At 59.3% G+C, this 25,374-nt stretch carries 21 protein-coding genes; 15 read left to right on the forward strand and 6 right to left on the reverse strand.

Translation table 11 applies throughout. From position 1 onward, the window contains the following. Positions 1–278 precede the first annotated feature (278 nt). Together K5Q35_RS09540 and K5Q35_RS09545 are read left to right on the forward strand one after the other, a co-directional pair. Entirely contained in the window at positions 279–671 is a 393-nt protein-coding gene (locus K5Q35_RS09540) for a hypothetical protein (protein WP_220799389.1), read from the forward strand. 125 nt (positions 672–796) lie between these two features. Beyond that, positions 797–1,396 (forward strand): superoxide dismutase, encoded by a 600-nt coding sequence (locus K5Q35_RS09545; RefSeq protein WP_220799390.1) that lies wholly within the window; start codon positions 797–799, stop codon positions 1,394–1,396. An 89-nt stretch (positions 1,397–1,485) separates the two neighbouring features. Here K5Q35_RS09545 and K5Q35_RS09550 read toward each other — a convergent pair whose 3' ends face one another. Then, positions 1,486–2,037, reverse strand: coding sequence for a TIGR00730 family Rossman fold protein (locus tag K5Q35_RS09550; protein ID WP_220799391.1), 552 nt, complete (start codon positions 2,035–2,037; stop codon positions 1,486–1,488). Between the two features lie 131 nt (positions 2,038–2,168). On the opposite strand from K5Q35_RS09550, the gene K5Q35_RS09555 reads away from it, so the two are divergent. Together K5Q35_RS09555 and K5Q35_RS09560 are read left to right on the forward strand one after the other, a co-directional pair. Then, complete coding sequence (locus K5Q35_RS09555; protein ID WP_220799392.1) at positions 2,169–3,560, forward strand: LysM peptidoglycan-binding domain-containing protein; 1,392 nt, start codon at positions 2,169–2,171, stop codon at positions 3,558–3,560. A gap of 72 nt (positions 3,561–3,632) precedes the next feature. Next, a complete protein-coding gene (locus tag K5Q35_RS09560) occupies positions 3,633–5,468 on the forward strand; it encodes an ABC transporter ATP-binding protein/permease (RefSeq protein ID WP_259650508.1) in 1,836 nt (611 codons plus the stop codon). 6 nt (positions 5,469–5,474) lie between these two features. Here K5Q35_RS09560 and K5Q35_RS09565 read toward each other — a convergent pair whose 3' ends face one another. Continuing rightward, positions 5,475–5,657: a hypothetical protein gene (locus K5Q35_RS09565; protein WP_013962811.1), complete on the reverse strand. Its 183-nt coding sequence runs from the start codon at positions 5,655–5,657 to the stop codon at positions 5,475–5,477. Between the two features lie 127 nt (positions 5,658–5,784). Between K5Q35_RS09565 and K5Q35_RS09570 the strand changes: the two genes are divergently transcribed. Beyond that, positions 5,785–6,414: a LysE family translocator gene (locus K5Q35_RS09570; protein ID WP_220799393.1), complete on the forward strand. Its 630-nt coding sequence runs from the start codon at positions 5,785–5,787 to the stop codon at positions 6,412–6,414. A gap of 29 nt (positions 6,415–6,443) precedes the next feature. On the opposite strand, the gene K5Q35_RS09575 is transcribed toward K5Q35_RS09570, so the two are convergent. The 3 genes from K5Q35_RS09575 to K5Q35_RS09585 all read right to left on the reverse strand — a co-directional run bounded on the left by K5Q35_RS09575 (position 6,444) and on the right by K5Q35_RS09585 (position 12,008). Beyond that, the gene (locus K5Q35_RS09575; RefSeq protein WP_013962809.1) at positions 6,444–6,899 is read right to left on the reverse strand and encodes a DUF302 domain-containing protein; all 456 of its coding nucleotides are present in this window, start codon (positions 6,897–6,899) and stop codon (positions 6,444–6,446) included. Positions 6,900–6,975: 76 nt separating this feature from the next. After that, positions 6,976–10,773 (reverse strand): efflux RND transporter permease subunit, encoded by a 3,798-nt coding sequence (locus K5Q35_RS09580; RefSeq protein WP_220799394.1) that lies wholly within the window; start codon positions 10,771–10,773, stop codon positions 6,976–6,978. Then, positions 10,770–12,008 carry an efflux RND transporter periplasmic adaptor subunit gene (locus K5Q35_RS09585; protein WP_220799395.1) on the reverse strand — a complete coding sequence of 413 codons (1,239 nt, stop codon included), beginning with the start codon at positions 12,006–12,008 and terminating at the stop codon, positions 10,770–10,772. Before K5Q35_RS09585 ends, K5Q35_RS09580 begins: the two co-directional genes overlap by 4 nt. 214 nt (positions 12,009–12,222) lie before the next feature. Here K5Q35_RS09585 and K5Q35_RS09590 point away from each other — a divergent pair, with 214 nt between their 5' ends. The 3 genes from K5Q35_RS09590 to der all read left to right on the forward strand — a co-directional run bounded on the left by K5Q35_RS09590 (position 12,223) and on the right by der (position 15,846). Next, the gene (locus K5Q35_RS09590) at positions 12,223–12,900 is read left to right on the forward strand and encodes a tetratricopeptide repeat protein (RefSeq protein WP_013962806.1); all 678 of its coding nucleotides are present in this window, start codon (positions 12,223–12,225) and stop codon (positions 12,898–12,900) included. 62 nt (positions 12,901–12,962) lie between these two features. Beyond that, entirely contained in the window at positions 12,963–14,315 is a 1,353-nt protein-coding gene (locus tag K5Q35_RS09595; RefSeq protein WP_220799396.1) for a PQQ-like beta-propeller repeat protein, read from the forward strand. A gap of 52 nt (positions 14,316–14,367) precedes the next feature. Next, positions 14,368–15,846, forward strand: coding sequence for a ribosome biogenesis GTPase Der (gene der / locus K5Q35_RS09600; protein ID WP_013962804.1), 1,479 nt, complete (start codon positions 14,368–14,370; stop codon positions 15,844–15,846). Here der and K5Q35_RS09605 read toward each other — a convergent pair. After that, on the reverse strand, positions 15,843–16,562 hold the full coding sequence (locus tag K5Q35_RS09605; protein WP_220799397.1) for a hypothetical protein: 720 nt from the start codon (positions 16,560–16,562) through the stop codon (positions 15,843–15,845). The genes der and K5Q35_RS09605 overlap by 4 nt on opposite strands. A gap of 113 nt (positions 16,563–16,675) precedes the next feature. On the opposite strand from K5Q35_RS09605, the gene K5Q35_RS09610 reads away from it, so the two are divergent. The 7 genes from K5Q35_RS09610 (at position 16,676) to K5Q35_RS09640 (ending at position 25,355) form a co-directional block, all read left to right on the forward strand. After that, entirely contained in the window at positions 16,676–17,806 is a 1,131-nt protein-coding gene (locus K5Q35_RS09610; protein ID WP_220799398.1) for a DUF2235 domain-containing protein, read from the forward strand. 70 nt (positions 17,807–17,876) lie between these two features. Beyond that, positions 17,877–18,368, forward strand: a complete 492-nt coding sequence (locus K5Q35_RS09615; RefSeq protein WP_220799399.1) for a hypothetical protein — start codon at positions 17,877–17,879, stop codon at positions 18,366–18,368. Between the two features lie 133 nt (positions 18,369–18,501). After that, positions 18,502–19,968, forward strand: coding sequence for a Glu/Leu/Phe/Val dehydrogenase (locus tag K5Q35_RS09620; protein ID WP_013962800.1), 1,467 nt, complete (start codon positions 18,502–18,504; stop codon positions 19,966–19,968). Between the two features lie 361 nt (positions 19,969–20,329). Further along, positions 20,330–21,583: a sarcosine oxidase subunit beta family protein gene (locus tag K5Q35_RS09625; RefSeq protein ID WP_220799400.1), complete on the forward strand. Its 1,254-nt coding sequence runs from the start codon at positions 20,330–20,332 to the stop codon at positions 21,581–21,583. Between the two features lie 40 nt (positions 21,584–21,623). Continuing rightward, complete coding sequence (locus K5Q35_RS09630; RefSeq protein ID WP_220799401.1) at positions 21,624–21,893, forward strand: sarcosine oxidase subunit delta; 270 nt, start codon at positions 21,624–21,626, stop codon at positions 21,891–21,893. Further along, positions 21,890–24,817, forward strand: coding sequence for a sarcosine oxidase subunit alpha family protein (locus K5Q35_RS09635; RefSeq protein WP_220799402.1), 2,928 nt, complete (start codon positions 21,890–21,892; stop codon positions 24,815–24,817). Before K5Q35_RS09630 ends, K5Q35_RS09635 begins: the two co-directional genes overlap by 4 nt. Beyond that, a complete protein-coding gene (locus K5Q35_RS09640) occupies positions 24,810–25,355 on the forward strand; it encodes a sarcosine oxidase subunit gamma (protein ID WP_259650509.1) in 546 nt (181 codons plus the stop codon). The genes K5Q35_RS09635 and K5Q35_RS09640 overlap by 8 nt, the downstream gene beginning before the upstream one ends. The last annotated feature ends 19 nt before the right edge of the window (positions 25,356–25,374 follow it).

Genomic DNA, 25,374 nt, shown 5'->3' on the forward strand with positions numbered 1-25,374 from the left:
GTGGGACATGTCTTGGTGCCCGCCAATGATAGGCGCCGGACGTGCGTCAATTTCTTCCACCGGTCGTCCAAAGCCTTTTCGGCAGGTCATTTGTTCAGCGTAGCTACGCGCGAGGTTGAAACCACTCTTTGAGCAAACAGAATTTCCCTATCGAACTTTTCGTCTATCTGGCCCAATTGAAACGAGTGGCGCTAGGGCGGTACCTGTTTCTACCTTTTCTTTACGTCAGCTTTCTTCTAACCTCGAGCGTGAGAATTCTATTAAAACAGGTCAATGTAATGAAGAAATTTTTGGTTACCACAGCTGCACTTGCAGCCTTTGCATCCCCGGCCGTGGCACTGGAGTATGTGTGTGACGTTCGAGGGAATGGCGAAGGGTTTGTAAGTAGTGTTGTGGCCCTGCAATTTGAGCCGGGGGCTGGCACCGCTATGGTCTACGACGCTGTCATCGACGCCGTGCACGGCGAACCAATCGAGGTCGACCTGAAAGACCGTGGAAGGGGCAGATATCGCATGACCTACCGCGTCAGTAATATTCCCGCGAGACCACGACCGTTGACTATCCTCTACACGATTAATCTGGATGCCGAAAAGAACACGGTTGTCATTCGGGGGACCATGCCCGGATATTCCAACTTGGTCGGAGGCAAAGGCACCTGCAAGAAACGTTGAGCGGCTGCAGGATCGCTTTTGTCTATATGCTTGGAACTTTTTGCGCGCCCTGATACTTGAACTGCGAGCGTGTAGCGCTTCATTGCACTACACACCGCATTGAATAACCTAGAGGGGGCCCGACAATGGCTTTTGAACTTCCTGATCTTCCTTACGCGCACGATGCTCTGGCTGGCAAAGGCATGTCTGCTGAAACGTTGGAGTACCACCACGACCTGCACCACAACGCCTATGTGACCAATGGCAACAAGGCGATTGAAGGCACCGAATGGGCAGGTAAGTCCATGGAAGACATCATCACGGGCACCTATGACGCCTCTTCCGTGGCGCAGAGTGGCATCTTCAACAACATCAGCCAGTTGTGGAACCACAATCAGTTCTGGGAAATGATGGGCCCGGGTGAGAGCAAGATGCCCGGTGAACTGGAAAAAGCGCTGACCGAGAGTTTCGGGTCTGTTGATGCCTTCAAGGAACAGTTTTCCGTCGCAGGTGCAGGCCAGTTCGGGTCAGGCTGGTGCTGGTTGGTGAAAAACGCTGACGGTTCGCTGTCGGTGACCAAGACGGAAAACGGCGTGAACCCGCTGTGTTTTGGACAGACTGCATTGCTCGGATGCGATGTGTGGGAGCATTCATACTACATTGATTTCCGTAACAAGCGCCCTGCTTATCTGACGAACTTCCTCGACAACCTTGTCAATTGGGAGAACGTCGCGTCCCGCATGTAATCATGTGACTGACGACGATTTAAAGCCCCGTGTCATCCCTGATGGCGCGGGGCTTTTTTTGTACCGTGCGACTGCCAGCGCAGCGCAGTCTACGCCAGCGCGCGGCGCAGCTCTTTTCGGCAGGCTTCGGGATCGGGGACGGTGGTGTAATACCCATGCAGCGTTTCATCGGCAAAGCCATGGGCGGTCACATGGTTCAGGAGCGACACCAGAGGGTCCCAGTATCCATTTGTATTCAAGAGAAAGATCGGCTTTTGATGCAAGCCGAGTTGCCGCCATGTCAGGGCTTCGAACATCTCATCCAACGATCCCGCACCACCGGGCAGCACCACCACGGCATCGCAATTCATGAACATGACTTTCTTGCGCTCATGCATGGTTTCGGTGATCACATAGGTCGTCAGGTCGGTCTTCCCGATCTCCCAATCCACCAGAAGTTGCGGGATTACACCAAAGGTGTCAGCGCCCGCCGCCTGTGCCGCGCGCGCCACCGCGCCCATCAGTCCGACGTCGCCTGCGCCATAGACCAGACGCCATCCTTCTTCGGCGATCATTTGGCCCATGTTTTGCGCATCGCGCATGAAGTCGGGGTCGGTTCCGGGGCGGGATCCACAATAGACACAGACGGATTTTGGGGGCATCGGCGTGACTTTCTTGTTTCAAATCGCGGATTTATGACTGCATTCGTTTTGACCAGTGATAGGGCAGTTGTTATGTAGGCTCAACGTCTGCAACGCATTTCTGCGCGTGAACCCGAAAAGTAGAGATCAAAATGAACGATAATGGGTCTGCCAACCCATCCAGAAGCACAGGTCTGCTGACGGCGGGCCTTGTGATTGCGGGGCTGATTGCGGCTGCCGCTTTCCTGTCGCTGCGCGATTCCGGTCGCCTGAGTGAAGAGGCCGTGGCGGTTCTTGAGGCCTCCGAGAGAGCAGGGGCCAACACGGTCGTGACACCAGGGGAACCCGCCGGTGAGCGCCAGGGTGTGCCAGATGCCGCTGCCAGTGGGACGGACCCTGCGACGGCTGACGAGACGGTTGCGCCTGCCGAGACTGCCGAAACAGTCACCGCGACCGTCCCCACGATTGACGAAGTGAGGGTGGATACGGGCGGCACGATGGTGATCGCCGGGCGTGCAGAGCCGGGTGCCGACGTCGATGTGCTGGTGGATGGAGAGGTGGTCACCTCGGCGCAGGCCGATGCCAGCGGTGCCTTTGCCGCGGTCGGTTCCGTTTCTGCGAATGAGAGCGCCCGCAGCCTGACCCTGCGCAGTGGAACTGGCGATAGTGCCGTCGCATCAGCGGATGAGATCATTCTCACCCCCATCGCCCCGCGTTCCACAGCGCCCGCAGACACGCAGGCACAGCAGCCCGAAGCAGAGACAACTCCGGCACAACCGGATATCGCGATTGCGTCAACGGGTGCAAGCGACGACGCGGGGGCATTTGCTGAACCCGCAGCCCGTAGTGATGCGTCTGCGGATGCGACCCCCGAAGAGGCGCAGGAAACGGCCGCGAGCGCTGCACCAGCGCCCGATGCCACGCAAAGCGGTGCCGAGGTTGCGCAGTCAGCGGATGTTGGAGGTCTGGCGGATGCGCCGCGCGCCAGTGATGACGTGAGCGATGCACCGCGCGGGACAGACGTCGCGGTTTTGCGTTCAGATGAGCAGGGGGTTTCCCGCGTTCAGACGGCACCGGTGTCGCGGGTCATGCTCGATACGATCAGCTATTCTGACGACGGTGCCGTGCAGCTTGGCGGGCGCGCTGGCGCCGATGCTGTCGAAGTGCGCGCTTATCTCGACAACAGGGCAGTGGCGCGCATGAGTGTAGACCCTGATGGTCTGTGGCGCGGTGTCATCATAGATGTCGCGGCGGGTGTCTACAGGTTGCGCGTTGATGCGCTCGGACAGGATGGCGCGGTGACAAGCCGGCTGGAAACGCCGTTCAAGCGCGAAGCCCCGGCGGTTCTGGCGGCGGCCACGCAAGCCGCAACCGGGTCGATTCAGGCGATCACAGTTCAGGCGGGTGACACACTTTGGGCCATTGCACGCGACAGATATGGCGAAGGCCTGCTCTATGTGCAGGTCTTTGAGGCAAATCGCGGTGAAATTCGCGACCCTGATCTGATCTATCCGGGGCAGGTATTCGACCTTCCTGCAGACTAATTGGGGCGGCGTACTGGCCAAGCTGTGTCCGGTGTCTTAGGTAACGGCTTCTAAGACGTGACAGGACCTTACATGCCAAGTGATACCGCCGCCGATCAGACCACTGACAGCGCCGAGCAGAACATCGAAGAAACAGAACGCCGGTCGGGTTGGCGTACCATTCGAAAGGTGGCCCCATACCTGTGGCCGCAGGATCAGGCTTGGGTCCGTCATCGGGTGCTGATGGCGCTTGCGCTGTTGATTTTGGCCAAGCTGGTTTCGGTGGCGACGCCGTTTTTCTACAAGGGCGCGGTCGATGCGCTGGCCGAAGAGGGCGTGCCGCTTTTCGCCCTTGGCGCCATCGGTATGACCGTGGCCTATGGCATGGCGCGTCTGATGACGGTGGGCCTGCAACAGCTGCGTGATGCGGTGTTTGCCAAGGTCGGGCAACGCGCGCTGCGCATGCTGGCGCTTGAGACCTTCAACCACATTCACCGCCTGTCCATGCGCTATCATATCACCCGCAAGACCGGGGGCTTGAGCCGGATTATTGAGCGCGGTGTCAAGGGCGTTGATTTCCTTTTGCGATTCCTGCTGTTTTCCATCGGGCCGCTGATCTTTGAACTGATCCTCGTGGGGATCATCTTTGCGCTCTATTTTGATTTTTACTACCTGCTGGTCGTGGCCGTCGTGATTGTTTTGTACGTCTGGTTCACTTTTGCGGTGACGGAATGGCGCGTCAAACTGCGCCGTGAGATGAACAATCAGGACACGGATGCCAATCAAAAGGCCATCGACAGCCTGCTGAATTTTGAAACCGTCAAATACTTCGTTGCCGAAAAACGAGAAGCGCAGCGCTATGATATGGCGATGGAAAAATATGAGGATGCCGCGATCAAAACCGCGTTGAGCCTCACGTTCCTGAACTTTGGGCAGTCCTTGCTGATCACGTCAGGCTTGATTGCGGTGATGGTCATGGCGGCGATCGGGGTGCAGAACGGGACGCTGACGGTGGGCGATTTCGTGATGGTCAACGCCTATATGTTGCAGATCACTATCCCGCTGAATTTTCTGGGCACGGTGTACCGCGAAATCCGGCAGGCGTTGGTGGATATGGGCGAGATGTTTGATCTGCTGGAGCAACCGGCAGAAGTGGTCGACGCCCCCGATGCCAAGTCCCTGCGGGTCGAAGGCGGACGTATTGAGCTGGATGACGTGCACTTTGGTTACAGTACGGATCGCGCCATCCTGAAGGGGGTTTCGATCATGGCGGACCCCGGTCAGATGGTGGCGATCTGCGGCTCGACCGGGTCGGGCAAATCCACCATCGGGCGGCTGCTGTTTCGGTTTTACGATGTGACCAGTGGCGCGTTGCGCATTGACGGTCAGGACGTGCGCGATGTGACCATGGAAAGCCTGCACCGCGCGATTGGCGTCGTGCCGCAGGACACGGTGCTGTTCAATGATACCATCCGCTACAACATCGCCTACGGTAAGGACGGCGCAACCCAGGCGGAGATTGTGGCGGCTGCACAGGCCGCGCAGATCCACGATTTCATCATGTCCTTGCCTGAGGGTTACGAAACGGCTGTTGGCGAACGCGGACTGAAGCTGTCGGGCGGGGAAAAGCAGCGGGTCGGCATTGCGCGCACGTTGCTCAAGGACCCACCCATCCTGTTGCTGGACGAGGCGACATCGGCATTGGATTCTGAAACCGAAGCCGACATTCAAGACGCGCTGATGCAAGCTGGCCGTGGGCGCACCGTGATTACAATCGCGCACCGGCTCAGCACAATCGCCGAGGCGGATCAGATCATCGTGTTGGAAAAAGGCGTGGTTGTCGAACGTGGCACGCATGACGCGCTGTTGGCGCGCGAGGGCCGATATGCGCAACTGTGGCGTCGCCAGCAGTCTGAAGAAGAGGTTTGAACGCGGTTACTCAGGCTTTTTGTCGCGCGCGGCTTTTTCTTCGCGGGTCAGCTTCTGGTTCCATACATTTTTGCTTAGCCCCAACTCGCTGGGCGGCGGTTTGGTTTTGCCGACACTGATTTTTCCGCCCTTGTTCAGAAATTCCTGAATGAGCGCGTCATCGGTGGTTTTCTTTGGAACAGTTTTCATTTCTTACACCTACCGCCTGCATCTGCTTTAGGCAACGACGGGTTTGCCAAATCATGCGCGCAGACTGTGTTTGACCAATTGCCGCCAACGGGCCTAAGCTGGACAACCGACATCAAGGGGACAGCGCGTGGCAATCGAGACCTATCTTCTCTATCTCACCGCGGTGGCCATTTTCTTTGCGACGCCGCCCGATACGAGCCAGCTTTTGATCATTTCGAACAGCATCCGCTATGGTGTGAGGCGCAGCCTGTTCACGATTGCGGGCGATTTGACGGCCAATTGCCTGCAAATGACCGCTGCCGCCTTTGGGCTGGCGGCGATTATCGCGACATCGGCAAGTGCTTTTACGTGGATCAAATGGGCCGGGGTGGCCTATCTTGCTTGGATCGGTGTGCAGTTGATCCTGTCCAAGGCGCAAGTGCCTGAGGTCGAGGCCAATACCACGGGCCAGTCTTTCCGACTGTTTCGGCAAGGGTTTTTCACCTCCATGGCCAATCCGTTTGCGGTGGTGTTTTTCGGGGCCTTGTTCCCGCAATTCATCGATCCCACGATGCCGGTCCTGCCGCAGCTTTTCATACTGGGCGCGACTTATATCATTGTCGATGGCTCGATTTTACTTCTTTGGGGCTGGACGGGCGCACGTGCGATGCGCAGGCTCAAGCGCGTGTCTTTTCAACGGGTGAACAGGCTTTGTGGGGGGCTGATGATCGCAGCGGCGAGCCTGCTTGCGACCCGCGATTTGAACCCGCAGCCTTGAAGGCTGCAGGCTGAAAACCATGCGTTTTTCTATTCGGCGGCGATGGCCTTTGACGTCAGCTTGTCCAGCGCGCCGGTCATCATCTGGATGTATTTCGCATCCGCAGGCAGGCCGTGGGTCGCGGCGAGGGTGGCCGGATCGTGATAGACCACATGCACGACACCTGCGTCATCCTCATAGGCCAGAACCCGCAGGGGCAGATCAAGCCCAGCCGTCGCACCGCCCTGCATTGCGGGCGTGCCCAGTTTGGGGTTGCCAAAGATCAGCAGTTGCGAAGGCGCAAGCTCCAGATCGACGGATGCAGCACCGGCAGCGTGGTCCACGCGCGCGAAAACCGTCGCCCCGGCCCCGGTGACAGCCGCCTCAAGGCGGTCCATTGTGAAACCCACGGCATGGGGGCTGGTCTTTTCGATCAGATCGGACGCAAAAGCGCTGGTTGCGCTGACGATCGTGATCAGTCCGGCGATGGCGGCAGTGTTCGGCATTGGTATTCTCCTTTGATATTCGCGCGCAAGCTAGCACGGCGCTGGCAAGATGTCCGTCACAGTGCTGTGAGGTGCCTCACTCGGCGGCTTTCAGCGTTGCGTCCGAGGGGCGGAGGGCAGGCGTGTCATCCCAGATCAGCTCGGTGTTTGAGACGCGGTTGGCATCGCGTTCCAATGCCCAGTCGCGTGCCGCCCGTGAGGCGCGCCCCAGTGACAGCTTGGCCAGCAACGTGGCGACCCAGCGCACATAGGTCGTGGCCCAGACGCGGATGGCCAGCATCGACGGTGTCACCACCAGCGTCAGCACCGTCGCAATGCCGAGGCCAAAGACCACCGCCGTGGCGAGTTGCTTCCACCACAGCGCTGTCGGGCTGTTAACTGTGTACCCACCATCGGCAAAGTTCAGGCTGAGCCCGAGCATCATCGGCGCAAGACCTGCCATTGTGGTGATCGTGGTCAGCAATACGGGGCGAATGCGGGCTTGGGCGGTGCGAATGATCGCCTCGATCCGGGGCATGTACTGGCTGTATTCCTGATAGGTGTCGATCAGGATGATGTTGTTGTTCACCACAATGCCTGCCAGCGCCACGATCCCCGTACCGGTCATGATGATGGAGAACGTCTGATCCATCACCAGCATCCCGATCAACACGCCCGTGGTCGACAAAACCACGGCCACAAGCACGAGGACGGCGTTGTAAAAGCTGTTGAACTGGGCCAGCAGGATGATGAACATCAAACCGAGCGCGGCGGAAAAGGCGGTTTGCAGGAACGCCGCACTTTCGGCCTGTTCTTCCTGATCGCCGGTCCATTCCCATTCAACACCATCAGGCAGGGGATTGGTGTCAAGCCACGCCGTCAGAACCGCGATACGTTCGTTTGCATTCACGGGCACCAGCCTGAAGCGCCCCTCGTCCAACCCGGACTGCAGCGCGTCGCTCTCGATATCAGCCCGAAATGTCCAGCTGTAGCCTGTGCCGTCCGGTCCGGTGACATCCGCCACAGCGCCGGCTGGACGCAGCATGGCGAGGGTAAGCTCGCCGCCTGTGCCATCGGGATCGCCCACCACCTTAACCAGCCCCGGTGCCACATCCGCCTTCACATCAAAGTACCGCTTTTGAGCGATCCGGTTGATTTCGGCCAGTTTTGGCACCGGCGTGCGGGTGATGAAGTTGCTGAGCGGGACCAGCCCATCGGTGGTGCGCACTTTGAGCGTGTCGAGGGTGGACAGGAAGCGATCCTCAGCCGGGAGGCGGACGCGGATGTCGATTTCTTCGTCCGAACTGTCGATGCGCATGGTGTCAAGCAGCAGACCCCGTGTCACAAGCTGCACCATCGCGCCCACGATCTGCACGTCAGCGCCGTAGCGGCCCGCTTTTTCCACATCTACGTCGATTTGCCAATCGATGCCGGGCAGGGGGAGCGTGTCTTCGATCAGGGTCAGGCCGGGGGTGGCGTCGAACTGTGTGCGCGCGACTTTCGTGGCCTCTGTCAGGGTGTCAAAGCTGTCTGCCTTGAGGCGCAGATGGACGGGTTTGCCCGATGCGGGGCCTTGCGCCACTTCGAGGATTTCGGTTTTGATGCCGGGCAGTTGCGCTAATTGCTCGCTGAGTTCGGCAATCACGATATTGCCGTCAAGTTCTGGCCGGTCTGCGCGATCACCCCAGGGGATCGTCTCAAACTGAACCTGCCCGATCATGTCGTTCGGGGAGGCGGCACCGGAGGTATCCGTGTTCAACCCGCCTTCGCCTGCGAAAGAAAACGCGTTCATGACGCCGGGATGGGCCAGCACAATGGTTTCGGCGTCTTTGACCAGCACGTCTTTTTCCTCAAGCGACAGGTTGCCGCGCGCCAGCACATAGACAATGCCCTGTTCGGGTTCGGATTCCACAAAGAATTCAACGCCGTTGTTGTTGTTTGTGAAGTAGATCAGAACCGTGCCGACAAAGACGAAAACCGCCCCCGCCATCACCAGCGGCATGGCCGGGTTCCCGACGATTGCCGCCATCACATGGCCAAAGCCGGAGCGGCGATAGCCTGCGGTGATCTGCTTAGGCTCGGCGCTGAAGAGCCGCGCCGCCAGCCAGCGGCCCGCGCGTCCCATGCGCGTCAACAGCGCGAAGGTTGAGACCAGCAGCACCAGAAAACCGCCGATGGCAATGGCCACACAGGCCGCTGCCGCCACAAGCAACAAGAAGACCACAAAGAAGGTCGGGATCACGGAGCCGAGCAGGTTCAGCCCTTCCATCGCCGCAAACCGTGCGCTGATACCGTCAAACACCGGCGACAGCCCGGCCAACGTCGTCAGCATGAGGGCGGCAATCGGGAAAAGTGCGAGATGCAAATACCACACAAGGCCCGCAACCTCTTGCATGTACTGCGAAATCCAGCGTTCAAGCCGACCCGTAACGCCGCCCATGACCGGCAGATAGATCAGTGCCACGACCAGCGAGGCCGAAAGCACAAAGATCAGTGTGACGGGCAGCATCCCCATGAATTCGCCCGGCACGCCGGGCCAGAAGAGCATCGGCAAAAAGGCACAGAGCGTTGTGGCGGTGGAGGACACGATGGGCCAGAACATCCGTTTGGCCGCCTCCACATAGGCCTGCATGGGCCCCACGCCTTCTTGCTGGCGCTTGTCGGCATATTCAACGACCACGATGGCGCCATCCACCAGCATCCCCACCGCAAGGATCAGTCCGAACATCACGATGTTCGAGATGGAGATGCCCATCACGGCGAGAAAGGCGAAACACAACAGGAAAGACGTGGGGATCGCAAAACCCACCAGCAGGGAGGCGCGTATGCCAAGGGCCGCCAGAGAGACGATCATCACCAGCGCAATCGCCGTAAACACGGAGCCCTGAAGCTGCTGCACCATGCTGTCCACGATGCGTGACTGGTCGTTTGACGTACCCACATGCACCGCCGAGCGCAGCCCCTCCGGCCAGCGTTCGCTTTTCTCGGCCACGAGATCTTTGACCAGTGCGGCGGTGTCGATCAGGTTGAAGCCTTTGCGTTTGACCACCTGCAAGGCGACCGTGGTTTCCCGGTCAAAGCGCGCGGTCCCTGAGCGGTCTTCGAAGGTGAGGTTGATCTGTGCGAGATCGCCCAGCGTCACGACGCGGTCGCCATTGGTCTTGACCGGCAGGTTGTAGACATCGCGTGGCTCATCGAACGACGAGGGGATTTTGACGGCGAATGTGCCTTGGGCCGAATCCACCTCACCGGCGGCAATCAGCTGGTTGTTGTTCTGTACGGTCGAGATCAGCTCACTGGCGGTGACGTTGTAGGCCTCAAGGCGCAGCGGGTCGATCAGCACCTCCAGCATCTCATCGCGCGACCCGGCGATACCTGCCTCCAGCACCGCATCCAGCGTTTCAATATCGTCCTGCAAGTCCTTGGCAATGCGCACCATTGTGCGTTCCGGCACGGGGCCCGACAGGTTCACGATGATGATCGGAAATTCGGAAAAGTTGATTTCATTGATCGAATATTGCTCTGCCCCATCGGGGAATTTCGCCTCGGCCTTGCCCATGGCGTCGCGCACATCGGCGAGGATTTTCGTCTTGTCCCAGCCAAATTCGAACTCAAGCGCCACGCCCGCGTAGTTTTCGGCGGCGGTGCCGCTCATGTCTTTCAGCCCGTCAAGGTCGGCAAGCTCCGTCTCCATCGGCTTGACCAGCAAGGTTTCGCTGTCTGCGGCGGAGATGCCGGGAAAGGGCACCGAGACGAAGAGGGCCGGTATCTCGATGTCCGGCTCACCTTCTTTCGGCAGCGTGGTGTAGGAGTAGGCGCCGACAACAATGCTCAGCAGGATAAACGCCACGATCATGCGTGCGCGCCCTGCGGCCCAGTCGACGACGCCGGTCATTGCACAAGATCCCGGTAGGTGGGGGCAACGCGCACGCCCGCAATCACATATTCCTGACCCAGAACGATCACATTAACGCTGTCCGCCAACCCGGTCAGCCAGACGCCTTGTGCAGTATCGCGCAGCAGTTGCACGGCATGAAATTCGACGATGGCGTTTTCGTCGATGCTGCGAATGCCCAGCACACCGTCATCGTTCAATGTCAGGGCGGATTGTGGCAGCAGGTGGGCCGTGGCACCTTCGCCCGCGACCATAATCTCTGCGGTCTGACCGTCCGAGATGTTCATGCCGGTGTTCGCAACCTCGATCTCAACGAGGAAGGTGCGCGTTGTCTCATCTGCGGCGCGCGACAGAAATGTCACCTGACCGGTGATGTTGTCTTGACCGGTGGCGAGCGTCGCGCGGGCTGACGCGCCGACCTTGACCCGCGCCACCTCGGTTTCCGGCACGAAAGCCACCAGCTTGACGGGATTAAGCTGTATCACCGTCGCGCACAGATCACCGGCTTGCAAAAGGGTGCCGAGTTCTGCGGTATCGCTTTCCAAAATACCCGAGAAGGGCGCGCGGATCATGAGGCGTTCCAATTCTTTTTCGGCCGTTGCAACACCGGCTTGCGCGCCTTCGATTCCGGCCTGTGCCGCTTGCACACCGGCACGTGCAGATTCAACCGACGCCAAAGCGGTTGCGACATTGGCCTCCGCATTTGCCACGCGCGTTGTTGAGGCAAACCCGCCTGCGCTGAGCTTGGTCGAAGCATTTTCATTGATGCGCGCCTCGGCCAGTTGGGCAATCGCCTGATCGAGGCGTGCCTTGGCTTCAGGCGCACGGGCGCGGGCCTCGTTCAGTTGCGCATTGGCCTGTGCCAATGCCGTCCCACGGGTGGATTCGTCGAGCCGACACAAAAGCTGCCCCTCATCCACATTTTCACCTTTGCGCAGAGGCTCCGAAACGACGGTGGCGGATGTTTCCGATTTGACGTCCACAACCCGAGCAGCGCGGGTTTCTCCGCGCAGTGAAACGGCTGTGTCGATTTCCTGCGCTATGGATTTTTGCACGACCACCTTGACCAGATCACTGGCCGCCGCGTTTTCCTCAGCACCCGTGTCCTGCGAATCGTCAGTGTCTTCCGCTGACGCATCCTGCCCGAACAAAGCAAGCAAAGCACCGCGATCAACGATGGCAAAGTACAAAGCTGCCGCCACTGCAATCGCTGCAATGATGGAAAAAATACGCATGAAAACTGCCTCGTTATGAACTTCCAGCCGTCAATGCGCCGCATCGGGTATATTCTGTGACGTTTGAAAACTGGTTTTTGCGCTAAACCGATCAGTTCAGTTTAAAGATTTTTCCGACTGAGTGCAATGGCGCGCGCGGATAGAAAGTGCAGGGTCTTGGCTTGCCCGTCCGGTCACTGTAAGAGGAGCGACAAGCGAGCTTTGGCGGGGCAATATGAGCGACACAGACAGTTTCATCGATGAAGTCAACGACGAGGTCCGTCGCGACAAGTTTTACCTGATGCTGCGCCGTTATGGCTGGGTTGCGGCCTTGGTCGTGGTTTTGATCGTTGGTGGCGCTGCATGGAGCGAGTACCGAAAAGCGCAGACGCGTGCTGAGGCCGAACGTCTGGGCGATCAGATTTTGAACGCTTTGTCGTTGGGCGAACCCGCGACGCGTCAGGCTGGCCTTGACACCATTAATGCCGAAACACCCACGGCCAAAGCCGTTGTGCGCCTTCTGGCAGCCGCCGAGGCGCAGCAGGCCGGTGAGACCGACACAGCCTTGCAAGCGCTTGAGCAAGTGGCCGTAGACGGTGATGTGCCTGAAATCTACCGTCAGATTGCAGCCTTTAAATCGATTGTCCTGCAGGCCGACACGATGGATCCGTCAGAGCGTCGCCAGCAACTGGAAGCGCTGGCCGTACCCGGTGCGCCGCTGTCGTTTCTGGCACAGGAACAGATTGCGCTGATGGAGGTCGCAGCTGGCAACACGGATGCCGCCCTCGCACAGTATCAGTCCATACTGCAGGCAGCGGGCGTGAGCGCGGACTTGCAACAACGCGCCTTACAGGTGATTGTGGCGCTCGGTGGGACGCCCGAGCTGGATAACCTTCCTGATTTGGGGAACTGAACCGGCATGGCGCGCAGCTTGGGGATAGCCGCGCGCAGACTGCAGCGGGTAAATGGGGCGGAATGAAGTTTATGTTTTTTGCAACCCAAAAGCGTCTTTTTCGACCTTTGTCTGTGTTACTCGTTGCAACGGTTTTCCTCTCCGCCTGTGCGGAGGATGACTTCATATTGCCCGGCAAACGCGAAAGCGTCGACTCAGTGCTGAACGGGGTGGATGCGTCTGAGACCCTCGCGATTCAGAATGAGGCGCGTGCCATCTCTCTGCAGGCGGTGCAATCAAATGCCAGTTGGCCCCAGGCGATGGGTAGCCCGGAATTCCGTACGGCGCATCCCGCATTGGCGTCGCAGATCACCGAGATCTGGTCGGCGGATATCGGGGCCGGCGATGGGCGCAAACAGAGAATTGTCGCAACGCCGGTTGTGGGCGGTGGGCTGATTTACACCCTTGATGCCGAGGCGCTGGTCACGGCGACATCCCCATCGGGACAAACGGTCTGGCAGTCAGATGTGCGCCCCGCAAGGGATCGCAGCGGACAGGCAACAGGCGGTGGTCTGGCCTTTGACAGCGGGCGCGTTTTCGTGTCGCTTGGATATGGCAACTTGGTCTCTCTTGATGCGGCAACCGGTGCCGAGCTTTGGCGTCAGCGCCTCGACGGAACTGCCTCCGGGACGCCCACGGTATTCGACGGTATCGTCTATCTGACCGCTGGTGATGATCGCGGCTGGGCTGTGACGGCGGATGAGGGGCGGCTTTTGTGGCAACTCACGGCCTCGCCGGATGTTACCAATGTGCTGGGTGCACCGGCCCCTGCCGTGGCAGGTGATCTCGCCGTGTTTGCCTTCGGCTCCGGCGAGGTTCAGGCCGTGTTCCGTCGTGGCGGTTTGCGGCGTTGGGATGCGTCCGTGCGCGGCGAGCGGCTCGGCACTGCACTTGGGAACATTGGCGATGTAACAGCGCCCCCGATGATCGTAGGAAACCGCGTTTATGTGGGCAACCAGTCGGGACGTCTTGTGGCACTTACGCTTGATGCCGGTGCGCGGGTGTGGACGGCCAACGAGGGGGCTGCGGGTAATATCGTGGCTGCGGGCGACAGTATTTTTGTCCTGTCTGATCTGAATGAATTGCTGCGCCTTGATGCCTCTGACGGCAGCCGGATCTGGGGCGTGCCCCTGTCGCGTTTTGTAAAAGACAGGCCAAGGAAACGTGCAGAAATATATACCCACCATGGGCCGATATTGGCCGGTGGGCGGCTCTATGTTGCCTCTAATGACGGGTTCCTGCGCAGCTTTGATCCGGCCAGCGGGGCCTTGGTGAACAGCATTGAGATCGCGGGCGGTGCGACGACCAGCCCGGTGGTTGCGGGCGGCGTTCTTTATGTCGTGTCGTCAAATGGCCGATTGCATGCTTTCCGTTGACGCGGCTTTGGGGTAAAGCGCAGGATAATCCCTGACATCCGGAGCTTTTGCCATGTCTTTCACGCTCGCCATCGTAGGGCGGCCCAATGTGGGCAAATCCACGCTGTTCAACCGTTTGGTGGGCAAGCGCCTTGCCCTCGTGGACGATCAGCCCGGCGTCACGCGAGACCTGCGCGAAGGGGCGGCGCGGCTGGCGGACCTGCGGTTCACGGTGATCGACACAGCCGGGCTTGAGGATGTGACCGACGACAGCCTGCAGGGCCGGATGCGTCGCCTGACCGAGCGCGCGGTTGATATGGCAGACATCTGCCTGTTCATGGTGGATGCGCGGGTCGGCATTACGCCGACCGATCTGGTCTTTGCCGATATTCTGCGCAAACGCGCGGGGCACGTCATTCTGGCGGCCAATAAATCCGAAGGTGCGGCGGCGGATGCCGGGGTGATTGAGGCCTATAGCCTCGGTCTGGGGGAGCCGATCCGCCTGTCTGCGGAACATGGTGAGGGGTTGAATGATCTCTATACCCATCTGATGCCATTGGCGGACGCCTATGCCGAGCGGGCTGCCGAAGATGCGCCGGAGATTGATGTCACCCTTGACGAAGACAGTGGCGACATGGAGGCAGCCATCCGCATGCCGACCGCCAATAAGCCGTTGCAGGTCGCGGTTGTGGGGCGGCCAAACTCGGGCAAATCCACGCTGGTCAATCAGATACTGGGCGAGGATCGTCTGCTGACCGGTCCCGAAGCCGGGATAACGCGCGATGCTATTTCCCTGCGTATGGATTGGGTCGGACCTGAGGGGGACGTCATCCCCATGCGGATATTCGACACGGCGGGCATGCGTAAAAAGGCCAAGGTGCAGGAAAAGCTGGAAAAACTTTCGGTCGGTGATGGTCTGCGTGCTGTGAAGTTTGCAGAAGTGGTCGTCGTGCTGCTGGATGCCGCGATCCCCTTTGAGCAGCAGGATTTGCGTATTGCTGATCTGGCGGAGCGCGAGGGGCGCGCCGTCGTTGTCGCTGTGAACAAATGGGACATTGAGGAAAACAAACAAGCCAAGCTGAAAGACCTGCGCGAAAGTTTTGAGCGGCTTTTGCCACAACTGCGCGGTGCACCCCTGGTCACGGTCTCGGCGCGGACCGGGCGGGGGCTTGATCGGCTGCACACGGCAATCCTGCGCGCCTATGAGGTCTGGAATCGCCGCGTGACCACTGCGCAGCTGAACCGCTGGCTCGCGGGTATGTTGGAGGCGCATCCACCGCCCGCACCGCAAGGCAAACGGATCAAGCTGCGGTATATGACGCAGGCCAAAACCCGCCCGCCGGGGTTTGTCGTGATGTGTTCGCACCCTGATAAAGTACCCGAAAGCTACAGCCGGTATCTGGTCAATGGATTGCGGGTTGACTTTGATATGCCCGGCGCACCGATCCGTTTGTGGATGCGCGGTCAGAACGACTCCAACCCCTATAAAGGGCGCAAGAAAGCGCCGCCCTCAAAGCTGCGCAAACACACGGACGGGCGGCGTAAGGACTAGGTTTGCGCGGCGTTTCCAGCGCGCCATGCTTTCCAGACCGGCAGGATCAGGGCCAAGGCACCCCCACCGGCAAGTGCTGCAACGGTCGGGTAGGTGGTCATATTCTGCACAACGATTGCGACCAGTGCCCAGATGACGGCGATGCCATAGCTCGGGGCGCGTCGCAGCTGATTTTGCACGGCTGAGGCAATAAGTAACGCCATGAATATAAACACAAATGCAGCCGTCTCATCGCCAAGGTATCCATAGCCCGCTGCAACCAGCCCCAGGGCGACACAGCTCGCAGCACTCAGCCAGCCCGCATAAAGGCCGACCGGCCCCAGCGCCCAGCCCCGATCATCGCGTGGCGCGCGAAACAGCGCGATCAGCGCGGGGATCAGCATGGCCCAGATCAGAATGGCGGCCCAGACCGGGCTGACAACAGCCACCGGCAACCAGATCGACCCGACCGCCAGAGACACACAGAGCGGGGCGCGCATGGCGTGCCACGTTGGGTCCTCGCGTCGTTTCCACAGGCCAAACCCCATCCCCAGCAGCAACCACAGATAAATGATGCCCCAGATCGCAAAGGCATAGCCTGCGGGCTGCACCGGCGGGTCCATTTGCGGAATGGGAAACTGGTCTGCGTCAAAACCGCCAAAGTCAGGCACCCAGAGGGTGGACCCTGCAAAGGTCAGGCAGAGCAGCACAGCAAGAAAGGCAATTGGTTTTGTCATCATTCATCCCTTTGCACGCGAAAACGCCCCACTGAGATTAAAGCAGCGCGCGGTGGCGTAACCGGCCCCCAGCGTTTCGAGGGTAGGTCTAGAGCTTTCATGAGGAGAAGCAAATGGCCGTGATTGCGATATTCTGCGATGGCACATGGAGCACGCTGGAGAGCGGCGCACGCACGCATGTGGCGCGACTGGCCGGGGCCTGCGCCGACTCCAAAACGCAAAAGATCATCTATGTCCCCGGCGTCGGCACCGGCACCGGCATGGTGAGCGGGCTGGGGCGATGGCTTTCCAAGGTGGGGGGCGGGTTTTTCGGCTGGGGTCTGAACCGCAATATCAAGATCGCCTATCTCGCCCTGTGTGAGGTTTATCAACCGGGTGACAAGATCATGATATTCGGGTTTTCGCGTGGGGCATATACCGCGCGATCCTTGGTCGGGATGATCCGAAAATGCGGTATCTTATCCGATCCGACGCCGGAAAACCTGGCGTCTGCCTTTCGGCTCTACCGCTCACGGGGGCCACGCAATGCGCCTGATATGCCTCATGTGCGGGCCAAACGGCGGCGGTTGTCGCCTGATTACGCGACCAGTGCGGTCGATGTGATTGAACGTGCCGATCACAGCTATCTGGTGCGCATCACATACCTTGGGGTGTGGGACACAGTGGGGGCGCTGGGGATTCCGAGTATGGTTCTGGGCCGTCTCGCCACCTTGTGGAATAAGCGCCATGCGTTTCATGACACGTCGCTGTCGCATCTCGTGGAACAGGCCCGTCATGCGCTGGCCTTGGACGAAAAACGCAGGCTGTTCACACCAAGCCTGTGGGATAACCTTGACCCGTCAGAGGCAGGTCCGGGGCTCAATCGCGGTGATCAGAGTGATACGCGCCGCTATCAACAGGTTTGGTTTGCGGGCAATCACAGCATTGTTGGAGGCTCGGTTGCACCGCAAGGTCTCGCGGCTGCATCGCTGGGTTGGATATTTAAGGCGGCATCCGGCGCGGGATTGGAGCTGAAGCCGGGGCATCAAATTCCGGACGCTGCGATTGACGCGGTCGCCGTGGCGCCGGACGTGTACCGCCTGAACCGGTTGTACCATCTGTTCCCCTGGCTTGTTGCATGGCGAGCGGGGCCGTGTGATGCCGGCAACCTGCACCCGACCGTCAGGCTGCGCGCTGTTTTGATGCGGTCCTACCGGCCAAAATCATTGCGCACGGCGCTGCCAAGGCTTTTTCGCAAGGTCTGAATCCGATTGCGCTTGTGAGGCATAGGGCTTGCACGGTAGGAACTGCGCCAGTCACAGACAAGGCGCAGGCATGGCACACCAAACCGAAGACGAAGTTCTGGCACGTGTTGCACCCTCCATGGGGCGACGTATTCTCGGGATCGGCATGCTGTCTTTTCTGGCGGTCCTCGTGATTTACGTGGCCATCGTTTCGCCGCCATCGTTGGGGTGGCAGGTGTTTTTGATCGCGCTTGGTGCGGGCTCGCTCACGGTTGCGAATGCGATGCGCAAATCGACCCGGCAAACGCTTGAATTGACGCGCACCGAACTGCGCGATGATGCGGGCACCGTGTTGGTTCGCATCGAAGATATAGCATCAATCGACCGGGGGGCTTTTGCCTTCAAGCCGTCAAACGGGTTTTTACTGCGGTTGACAAAACCGCATACGCGCGACTGGCGGCCCGGTCTTTGGTGGCGCTCTGCGACGCGTGTCGGCGTCGGGGGGATGACCCCGATGCGTGCGACAAAATACATGGGCGAAATCATTGCGATCATGTTGGCCGAGCGCGAACAGAAAGACTGACGCCGATTACCCGGTGGTCACGGGAGGGATTCACGTCCCTTTAAACCGTCATCCTGTATATCTTGATGATGCCTAAAAAACTGGCAATTCCACCAGTGCGGGCATAGTGTCGCAGACATGTGACCGTCGGCGCATGTCCGTATTGCAGTTCAACAGGAGAACGAACGTGAATAACCCCGCCTCAGAGCCAAGCTTTCGCGAAAGCGTCGACCAGATGTTCAACCGGGCTGTCAGCCTCATGGATTTATCGCCCGGATTGGAAGAAAAGATCAGGGTATGCAACGCGACCTACACGGTGCGTTTTGGCGTGCGGCTGCGGGGCGAGATCAAGACCTTTACTGGCTATCGCTCAGTTCATTCCGAACATATGGAGCCTGTCAAAGGCGGCATCCGGTTTTCCCTTGGGGTGAACCAGGATGAAGTCGAAGCGTTGGCCGCATTGATGACCTATAAATGTGCCTTGGTCGAAGCGCCCTTTGGTGGTTCAAAAGGGGGACTTTGTGTCGATCCGCGCGAGTATGATCCGCATGAGATGGAGTTGATCACCCGCCGCTTTGCCTATGAGTTGATCAAACGCGATCTGATCAATCCCAGCCAGAACGTCCCGGCACCGGATATGGGAACGGGCGAACGGGAAATGGCGTGGATTGCGGATCAGTACAAACGGATGAATACGACAGATATCAATGGCAACGCCTGTGTGACCGGCAAGCCGTTGAATGCGGGGGGGATTTCCGGCCGGGTGGAGGCAACGGGGCGCGGCGTGCAATATGCCCTGCGTGAGTTTTTCCGCGACGGTGAAGGGATGAAGAAAGCCGGGCTGAAGGGATCGCTTGATGGCAAGCGCGTGATCGTTCAGGGGCTTGGCAATGTGGGCTATCACGCCGCCAAATTTCTGAACGAAGAAGACGGTTGCGACATCGTCGGGATCATCGAACATGATGGTGCGCTTTATAACCCCAAGGGTCTCGACGTTGACAAGATACGTGCATGGATTTCCAAACACGGCGGAATTGCGGGATATTCGGACCGCCATCAGGTCGCGGATGGCAACAAGGTCCTTGAGGAGCCCTGCGATATTCTGATCCCGGCCGCGCTCGAAGGGGTCATTAACCTTGAAAATGCCAAACGCATTCAGGCGCCGCTGATCATCGAGGCGGCAAATGGACCGGTCACAGCGGGCGCCGATGAAATTCTGCGCGAGAGAGGCACTGTCATCATCCCGGATATGTATGCCAATGCAGGCGGCGTGACCGTCAGTTATTTTGAGTGGGTCAAGAACCTCAGCCATATTCGATTTGGCAGAATGCAGCGGCGTCAGGAAGAATCGCGCCACCAGCTGTTGATCAACGAGTTGGAGCGTTTGTCGAGGGACAAGGAACTGAATTGGGAACTAAGCCCGAATTTCAAGGACAAGTATCTGCGCGGCGCGGATGAGCTTGAATTGGTGCGTTCCGGTCTCGATGACACGATGCGCATTGCCTATCAATCCATGGCGCAGGTCTGGCATGAGCGCGATGATGTGGAGGATTTGCGTACGGCGGCCTATCTGGTCTCGATCGGAAAAGTGGCTGCGAGCTATCAGGCCAAAGGTCTGTAGGACATCAGGCGTCTGGCTCAACGTCCAGAGCATTCCAGCCAGACGCCACCAACCCATCTAGCTTTGTCCATTGTGCTGGTCCTTTCAGGGCTAGACTATAGTCTTTGGCCGTGTGTTAGACCGCCCTCGCCGGGCTTGATCTCGATTGATACCCGTAGTTTTCAGGCTGAAATACGCGCGATATAGGTGTGATTTACCTCGTGTTCTCAATGATCCAAGGTTTTAGTGATCGTGATCCCTGTCAGCGCCTGGGTTTGCAAAAAGCGACATGTCACGTCGTGTTCTTTCTATTACCAACCTTCTTGCGTTGTTAATCTGCCAGTGCAGCCTGTCCGCTTCAGGCGCAGATACAGAGGTTTTGATGCGTTTTTCCGGTCTGCGTGTCCTGCGCGAAGGGCTAACAGGGAATAAGGGCTGGGCGCCGCACTGGCGCGACCCTGAGCCCAAGGCGGAATATGACGCTGTCATTATCGGGGGCGGCGGGCACGGTCTGTCCACCGCATTCTATCTGGCCAAGAACCACGGCATGACCAACATCGCCGTGCTGGAAAAAGGCTATATTGGCGGGGGAAACATCGGGCGCAATACCACCATTGTACGCGCCAATTACTACTTGCCCGGCAATCAGGAATTCTACAGCCATTCGCTCAAACTCTGGGAGGGGCTGGAGCAGGATCTGAACTATAATGTCATGTTTTCCCAGCGTGGCATCATCAACCTGTTTCATTCCGATGGGCAGCGCGATGCTTTCGTGCGGCGCGGCAATGCGATGCGCGCGCAGGGCGATGATGCCATCCTGCTGGATCGCGAAGGGGTGCGCGCGCATCTGCCTTATCTGGATTTTGATAACAGCCGCTTTCCGATTTATGGCGGGCTTTTGCACGCCCGTGGGGGCACTGCGCGCCATGATGCGGTTGCATGGGGCTATGCGCGCGGTGCGGACGAAAGAGGCGTCAATCTGCTGCAGAACTGCGAAGTCACGGGTATTGACATTGAAAACGGCGCGGTGCGCGGGGTGCAGACATCGCGCGGTGTGATCCGCGCCAAGAAGGTCGCCATCGTGACCGCCGGACGTTCTGGTCAGGTGGCCGCAATGGCTGGTATGCGACTGCCGATCGAAAGTCATGTGTTGCAGGCTTTTGTGACGGAAGGGCTGAAACCCTGCATTGACCATGTGATCAGCTTTGGGATGGGGCATTTCTATATCAGCCAGTCCGACAAGGGCGGGCTGGTTTTTGGCGGCGATCTTGATTTCTACGCCTCCTATGCGCAGCGCGGCAATCTGCCCATGGCGGAACACGTGATGGAGGCGGGCATGACCCTTATGCCGATGATCGGCAAGGCAAAGGTGTTGCGGTCGTGGGGGGGGATCATGGATATGACACCAGACGGCTCACCCATTATCGATACGACGGATACCGCCGGGCTCTTTGTCAATTGCGGCTGGTGTTATGGCGGATTCAAGGCGGTGCCAGCGTCTGGATTCGCGCTGGCGCATCTGATGGCGACGGGCGCGCCGCATGAGACCGCGGCAGGCTTTCGCCTTGACCGGTTTCGCACCGGGCGCGGATTGATGGATGAAGAGGGCACGGGCGCCCAGCATAATCTGCACTGATGAACGAGGCTGGATGGATGCATATGAAAGGTCGTGAAAGATGAGGCTGACCTGTCCGCTGTGCGGCCCGCGAGATCGGCGGGAGTTTTATTATCAGGGGGCGGCGCGTGCCTTGGACCGGCCCGCGCCGGATGCGGGTGCCCACGTTTGGGACGATTACGTACATCTGCGCGACAACCCGGCAGGCGAAACCAGAGACCTGTGGCATCACGAAGCAGGCTGTGGCGCATGGCTGGTCGTGACGCGCAATACAGTGACACATGACGTGACGGACGTGCGCCTCGCCCGCGATGAAAGAGCAACGCCGTGAGGATTGCGGGAAAAGGGCTGATCGACTGCAGCACAAAGATACGGTTTCAGTTCGACGGTGTTGGACATACCGGTTTTGCGGGCGATACGGTGGCATCTGCGCTATTGGCCAAGGGCCAGCGGTTGATGGCGCGCTCCTTCAAGTATCACCGCCCGCGCGGCGTGATGACAGCCGGGAGCGAAGAGCCAAACGCGCTGGTCACCGTGGCGCAAGGTGCTGCGCAGGACCCCAATGTGCGCGCGACCGTGCAAGAGATTTACCAAGGCCTGCAGGTGCATAGCCAGAACGCATGGCCGTCGCTGTCTTTCGATGCGATGGCGATCAACGACTATTTGTCGCCGTTTCTGGGGGCTGGGTTTTACTATAAAACCTTCATGTGGCCGCAGAGCTTTTGGGAGAAAATTTACGAGCCGGTCATCCGAAAGGCTGCTGGGTTGGGCGGGTTGAGCGGTTTGCCCGCCGAAGAGCGTTACGAAAAGACTTTTGCCTTTTGCGATGTCCTTGTGATCGGGGCTGGGCCAACAGGGTTGATGGCGGCGCTGAGCGCAGGTCGGGCAGGGGCAGATGTGATCCTCGCTGACGAAGACAGCCTGCCGGGCGGGCGGCTGAATGCTGAAACCCATACGGTTGACGGGATGCCGGGCCATGCTTGGGCGGCGGCGATCTGTGCTGAATTGGGCAGTATGCCCAATGTGCGCGTCATGACCCGCACAACTGTGACCGGGGCCTATGATCAGGGGACCTATGCCGCTCTAGAACGCTGGCCCGGTGCGCCGATGAACGGACATCCGCGCGAGACATTCTGGCGCATCGCAGCGCGCCGCACCATTCTTGCAGCAGGTGCGCTTGAGCGGCAGATCGCCTTTGCCAATAATGACCGCCCCGGCATCATGACGGCCAGTGCCGTGCGCGCCTATCTTAACCGCTGGGGGGTCGCGGCGGGAAAACGCGTTGTGGTGTTTGGCAATAACGATGATGCGCATCGCACGGCGTTTGATTTGTCTCATGCCGGGATCGAAATCGCGGCGCTGGTGGATGCGCGGGAGGATGCAGACGTCGGCACGGCGGACTTCCCGGTAATTACAGGCGCGGTGGTCGAAGATACCAGCGGCCGACTGGGCCTCAAATCCATCAATGTCAGAACGCGCGGTGGCGTTCGGCATATCGATGCGGATTGTCTGGCGGTTTCGGGGGGGTGGAACCCGACGGTGCATTTGACATGTCATATGAATGGCCGCCCGACATGGGCTCCTGACATCGCCAGCTTTGTCCCAACGCCGGGTGCTGTTCCCGGATTGGTGGCGGCGGGCGCTTGTGCCGGCACTTTTGGCACGGCAGGGTGCCTCGCGTCGGGCGCGCAAGCTGCCGCTGAGGTCTGCAAAGCCTTGGGGCTTAAGGTCAAAACAGCAGATATCCCACCCGCAGAAGATGCCGCATATGAGATTAAACCGCTCTGGGCGGTGCCCGGTACAGGGCGGGCGTGGCTTGATTATCAAAACGATGTTTCAGTTAAGGATATCAAACAGGCGGCAACGGAAAACTTCCGGTCTGTTGAGCATATGAAACGCTATACCACGCAAGGGATGGCAACCGATCAGGGCAAGAATTCCAACGTCAGCGCCCTTGCCGTGCTGGCGGATGCGACCGGTCGCGGTATCCCTGAGACCGGCACCACGACGTTTCGACCACCCTATAGTCCCGTCGCCATTGCCGCGATGGGGGCCGGGGGGCGTGGCATGGGCTTTGCGCCGCGCCGGTTTACCACGTCGCATGCGGCAAGCGTGGCGCGCGGCGCCCCGATGATCGAAGCGGGTCTTTGGTACAGACCAAGCTATTTTCCCGCAGCGGGAGAGGCCACATGGCGCGAAGCCTGCGACCGCGAAGTACAGATGGTGCGCGATCACGTTGGCGTCTGCGATGTCTCGACCCTTGGCAAGATCGACATTCAGGGGCCAGATGCGGGCCGCTTCTTGGATTTTGTCTACACCAACACGTTTTCCACGCTTAAAGTGGGGCGCGTGCGGTACGGCCTGATGCTGCGTGAAGATGGCCATGTGATGGATGATGGCACGACCGCACGACTGGCAGAGACGCATTTTCTGATGACAACAACGACGGCGGCGGCAGGTCCGGTCATGCGGCACCTCGAATTCGTGCATCAGGCCCTGCAGCCTGAACTTGATGTGCGCTTTACCTCTGTGACCGAGCAGTGGGCGCAATTCGCCGTTGCGGGTCCGAAGTCGCGCGATTTGCTCAATGGCGTTTTGTCTGAGCCGATAGACAACGCGGGCTGGCCGTTCATGTCCTGCGGCCCGGTCCGCATCGGGGATGTGGCGGCGCGGCTGTTCCGGATATCTTTTTCGGGGGAGCATGCCTATGAGATCGCCGTTCCTGCCCGCTTTGGGGCCAGCCTGTTTGAGGTGCTGGTTGCACGGGCGCAGGACATGCAGGGCGGTGCCTATGGTATGGAGGCGCTGAACGTCCTGCGTATCGAAAAAGGACATATCACCCACGCGGAAATCCACGGGGCAACAACGGCCTTTGACATTGGGTTTGAGCGGATGATCAGCGCGAAGAAAGATTGCATCGGCAAGACCATGGCCGCCCGGCCCGGTTTGGTGGGAGCGCAGCGCAGCCAGCTTGTCGGTGTCAAACCCGTTCACCCGGCGGATGATCTGACGGCGGGTGCGCATCTTTTTGCACGCGCATCAGCGGCCACGCGAGAAAACGACGAAGGCTATATGACCTCCGTCGCCTATTCGCCCGCGATGGGTCACCCGATCGGCCTTGGGTTCTTGGCCAATGGCCGCGCGCGTCACGGCGAAATTGTGCGCATGGTCGATGCTTTGCGCGCCAAGGATCTTTTGGTTGAGATCTGCGCGCCGGTTTTCATTGATCCGGAAGGAGGGCGCTTACGTGGTTGAACTAAAGGTACAATCGCCGTGTTTCGACATGCTGCCTCTCAAGGTTGGGCATCTCGCGCTTGCCGAAATCAACCCAGGTGTGCTAACGTCCGTAACCCCGTTTGCCGGTCAGCAGGATGCCGTCTCTGACGCACTGACGCAGGCGTATGGTCTGGCGTTTCCGGCCCCCAATCGCATGTCAGCTGCGGCCAAGGCCCGTGCGATCTGGTTTGGACTGGACGCAGCCCTTTTGATTGGTCCGCCTGCTCCGTCCGGGTTGGATCGCATCGCGGGGATTACCGATCAGTCCGACGCGTGGGTTTGCGTTGACCTGTCTGGCCCCGGACACGAAGATGCACTGGCACGGCTTGTGCCGGTTGATATGCGCATCCAGAATTTTCCTGTGGGTCAGACGGTGCGCACTCTTTTGGGCCATATGAACGCCTCTATTACGCGCACAGCACAGGACGCGGTGCTGATCCTCGTTTTCAGATCCATGGCCGTCTCACTGGTGCATGACCTCAAAGAAGCTATGGAAGCCTGCGCGGCGCGCGGTTAACATGACAGGCGTCACATTA

The sequence above is a fragment of the Roseobacter sp. OBYS 0001 genome (assembly GCF_019654895.1).
Classification (GTDB): domain Bacteria; phylum Pseudomonadota; class Alphaproteobacteria; order Rhodobacterales; family Rhodobacteraceae; genus Roseobacter; species Roseobacter litoralis.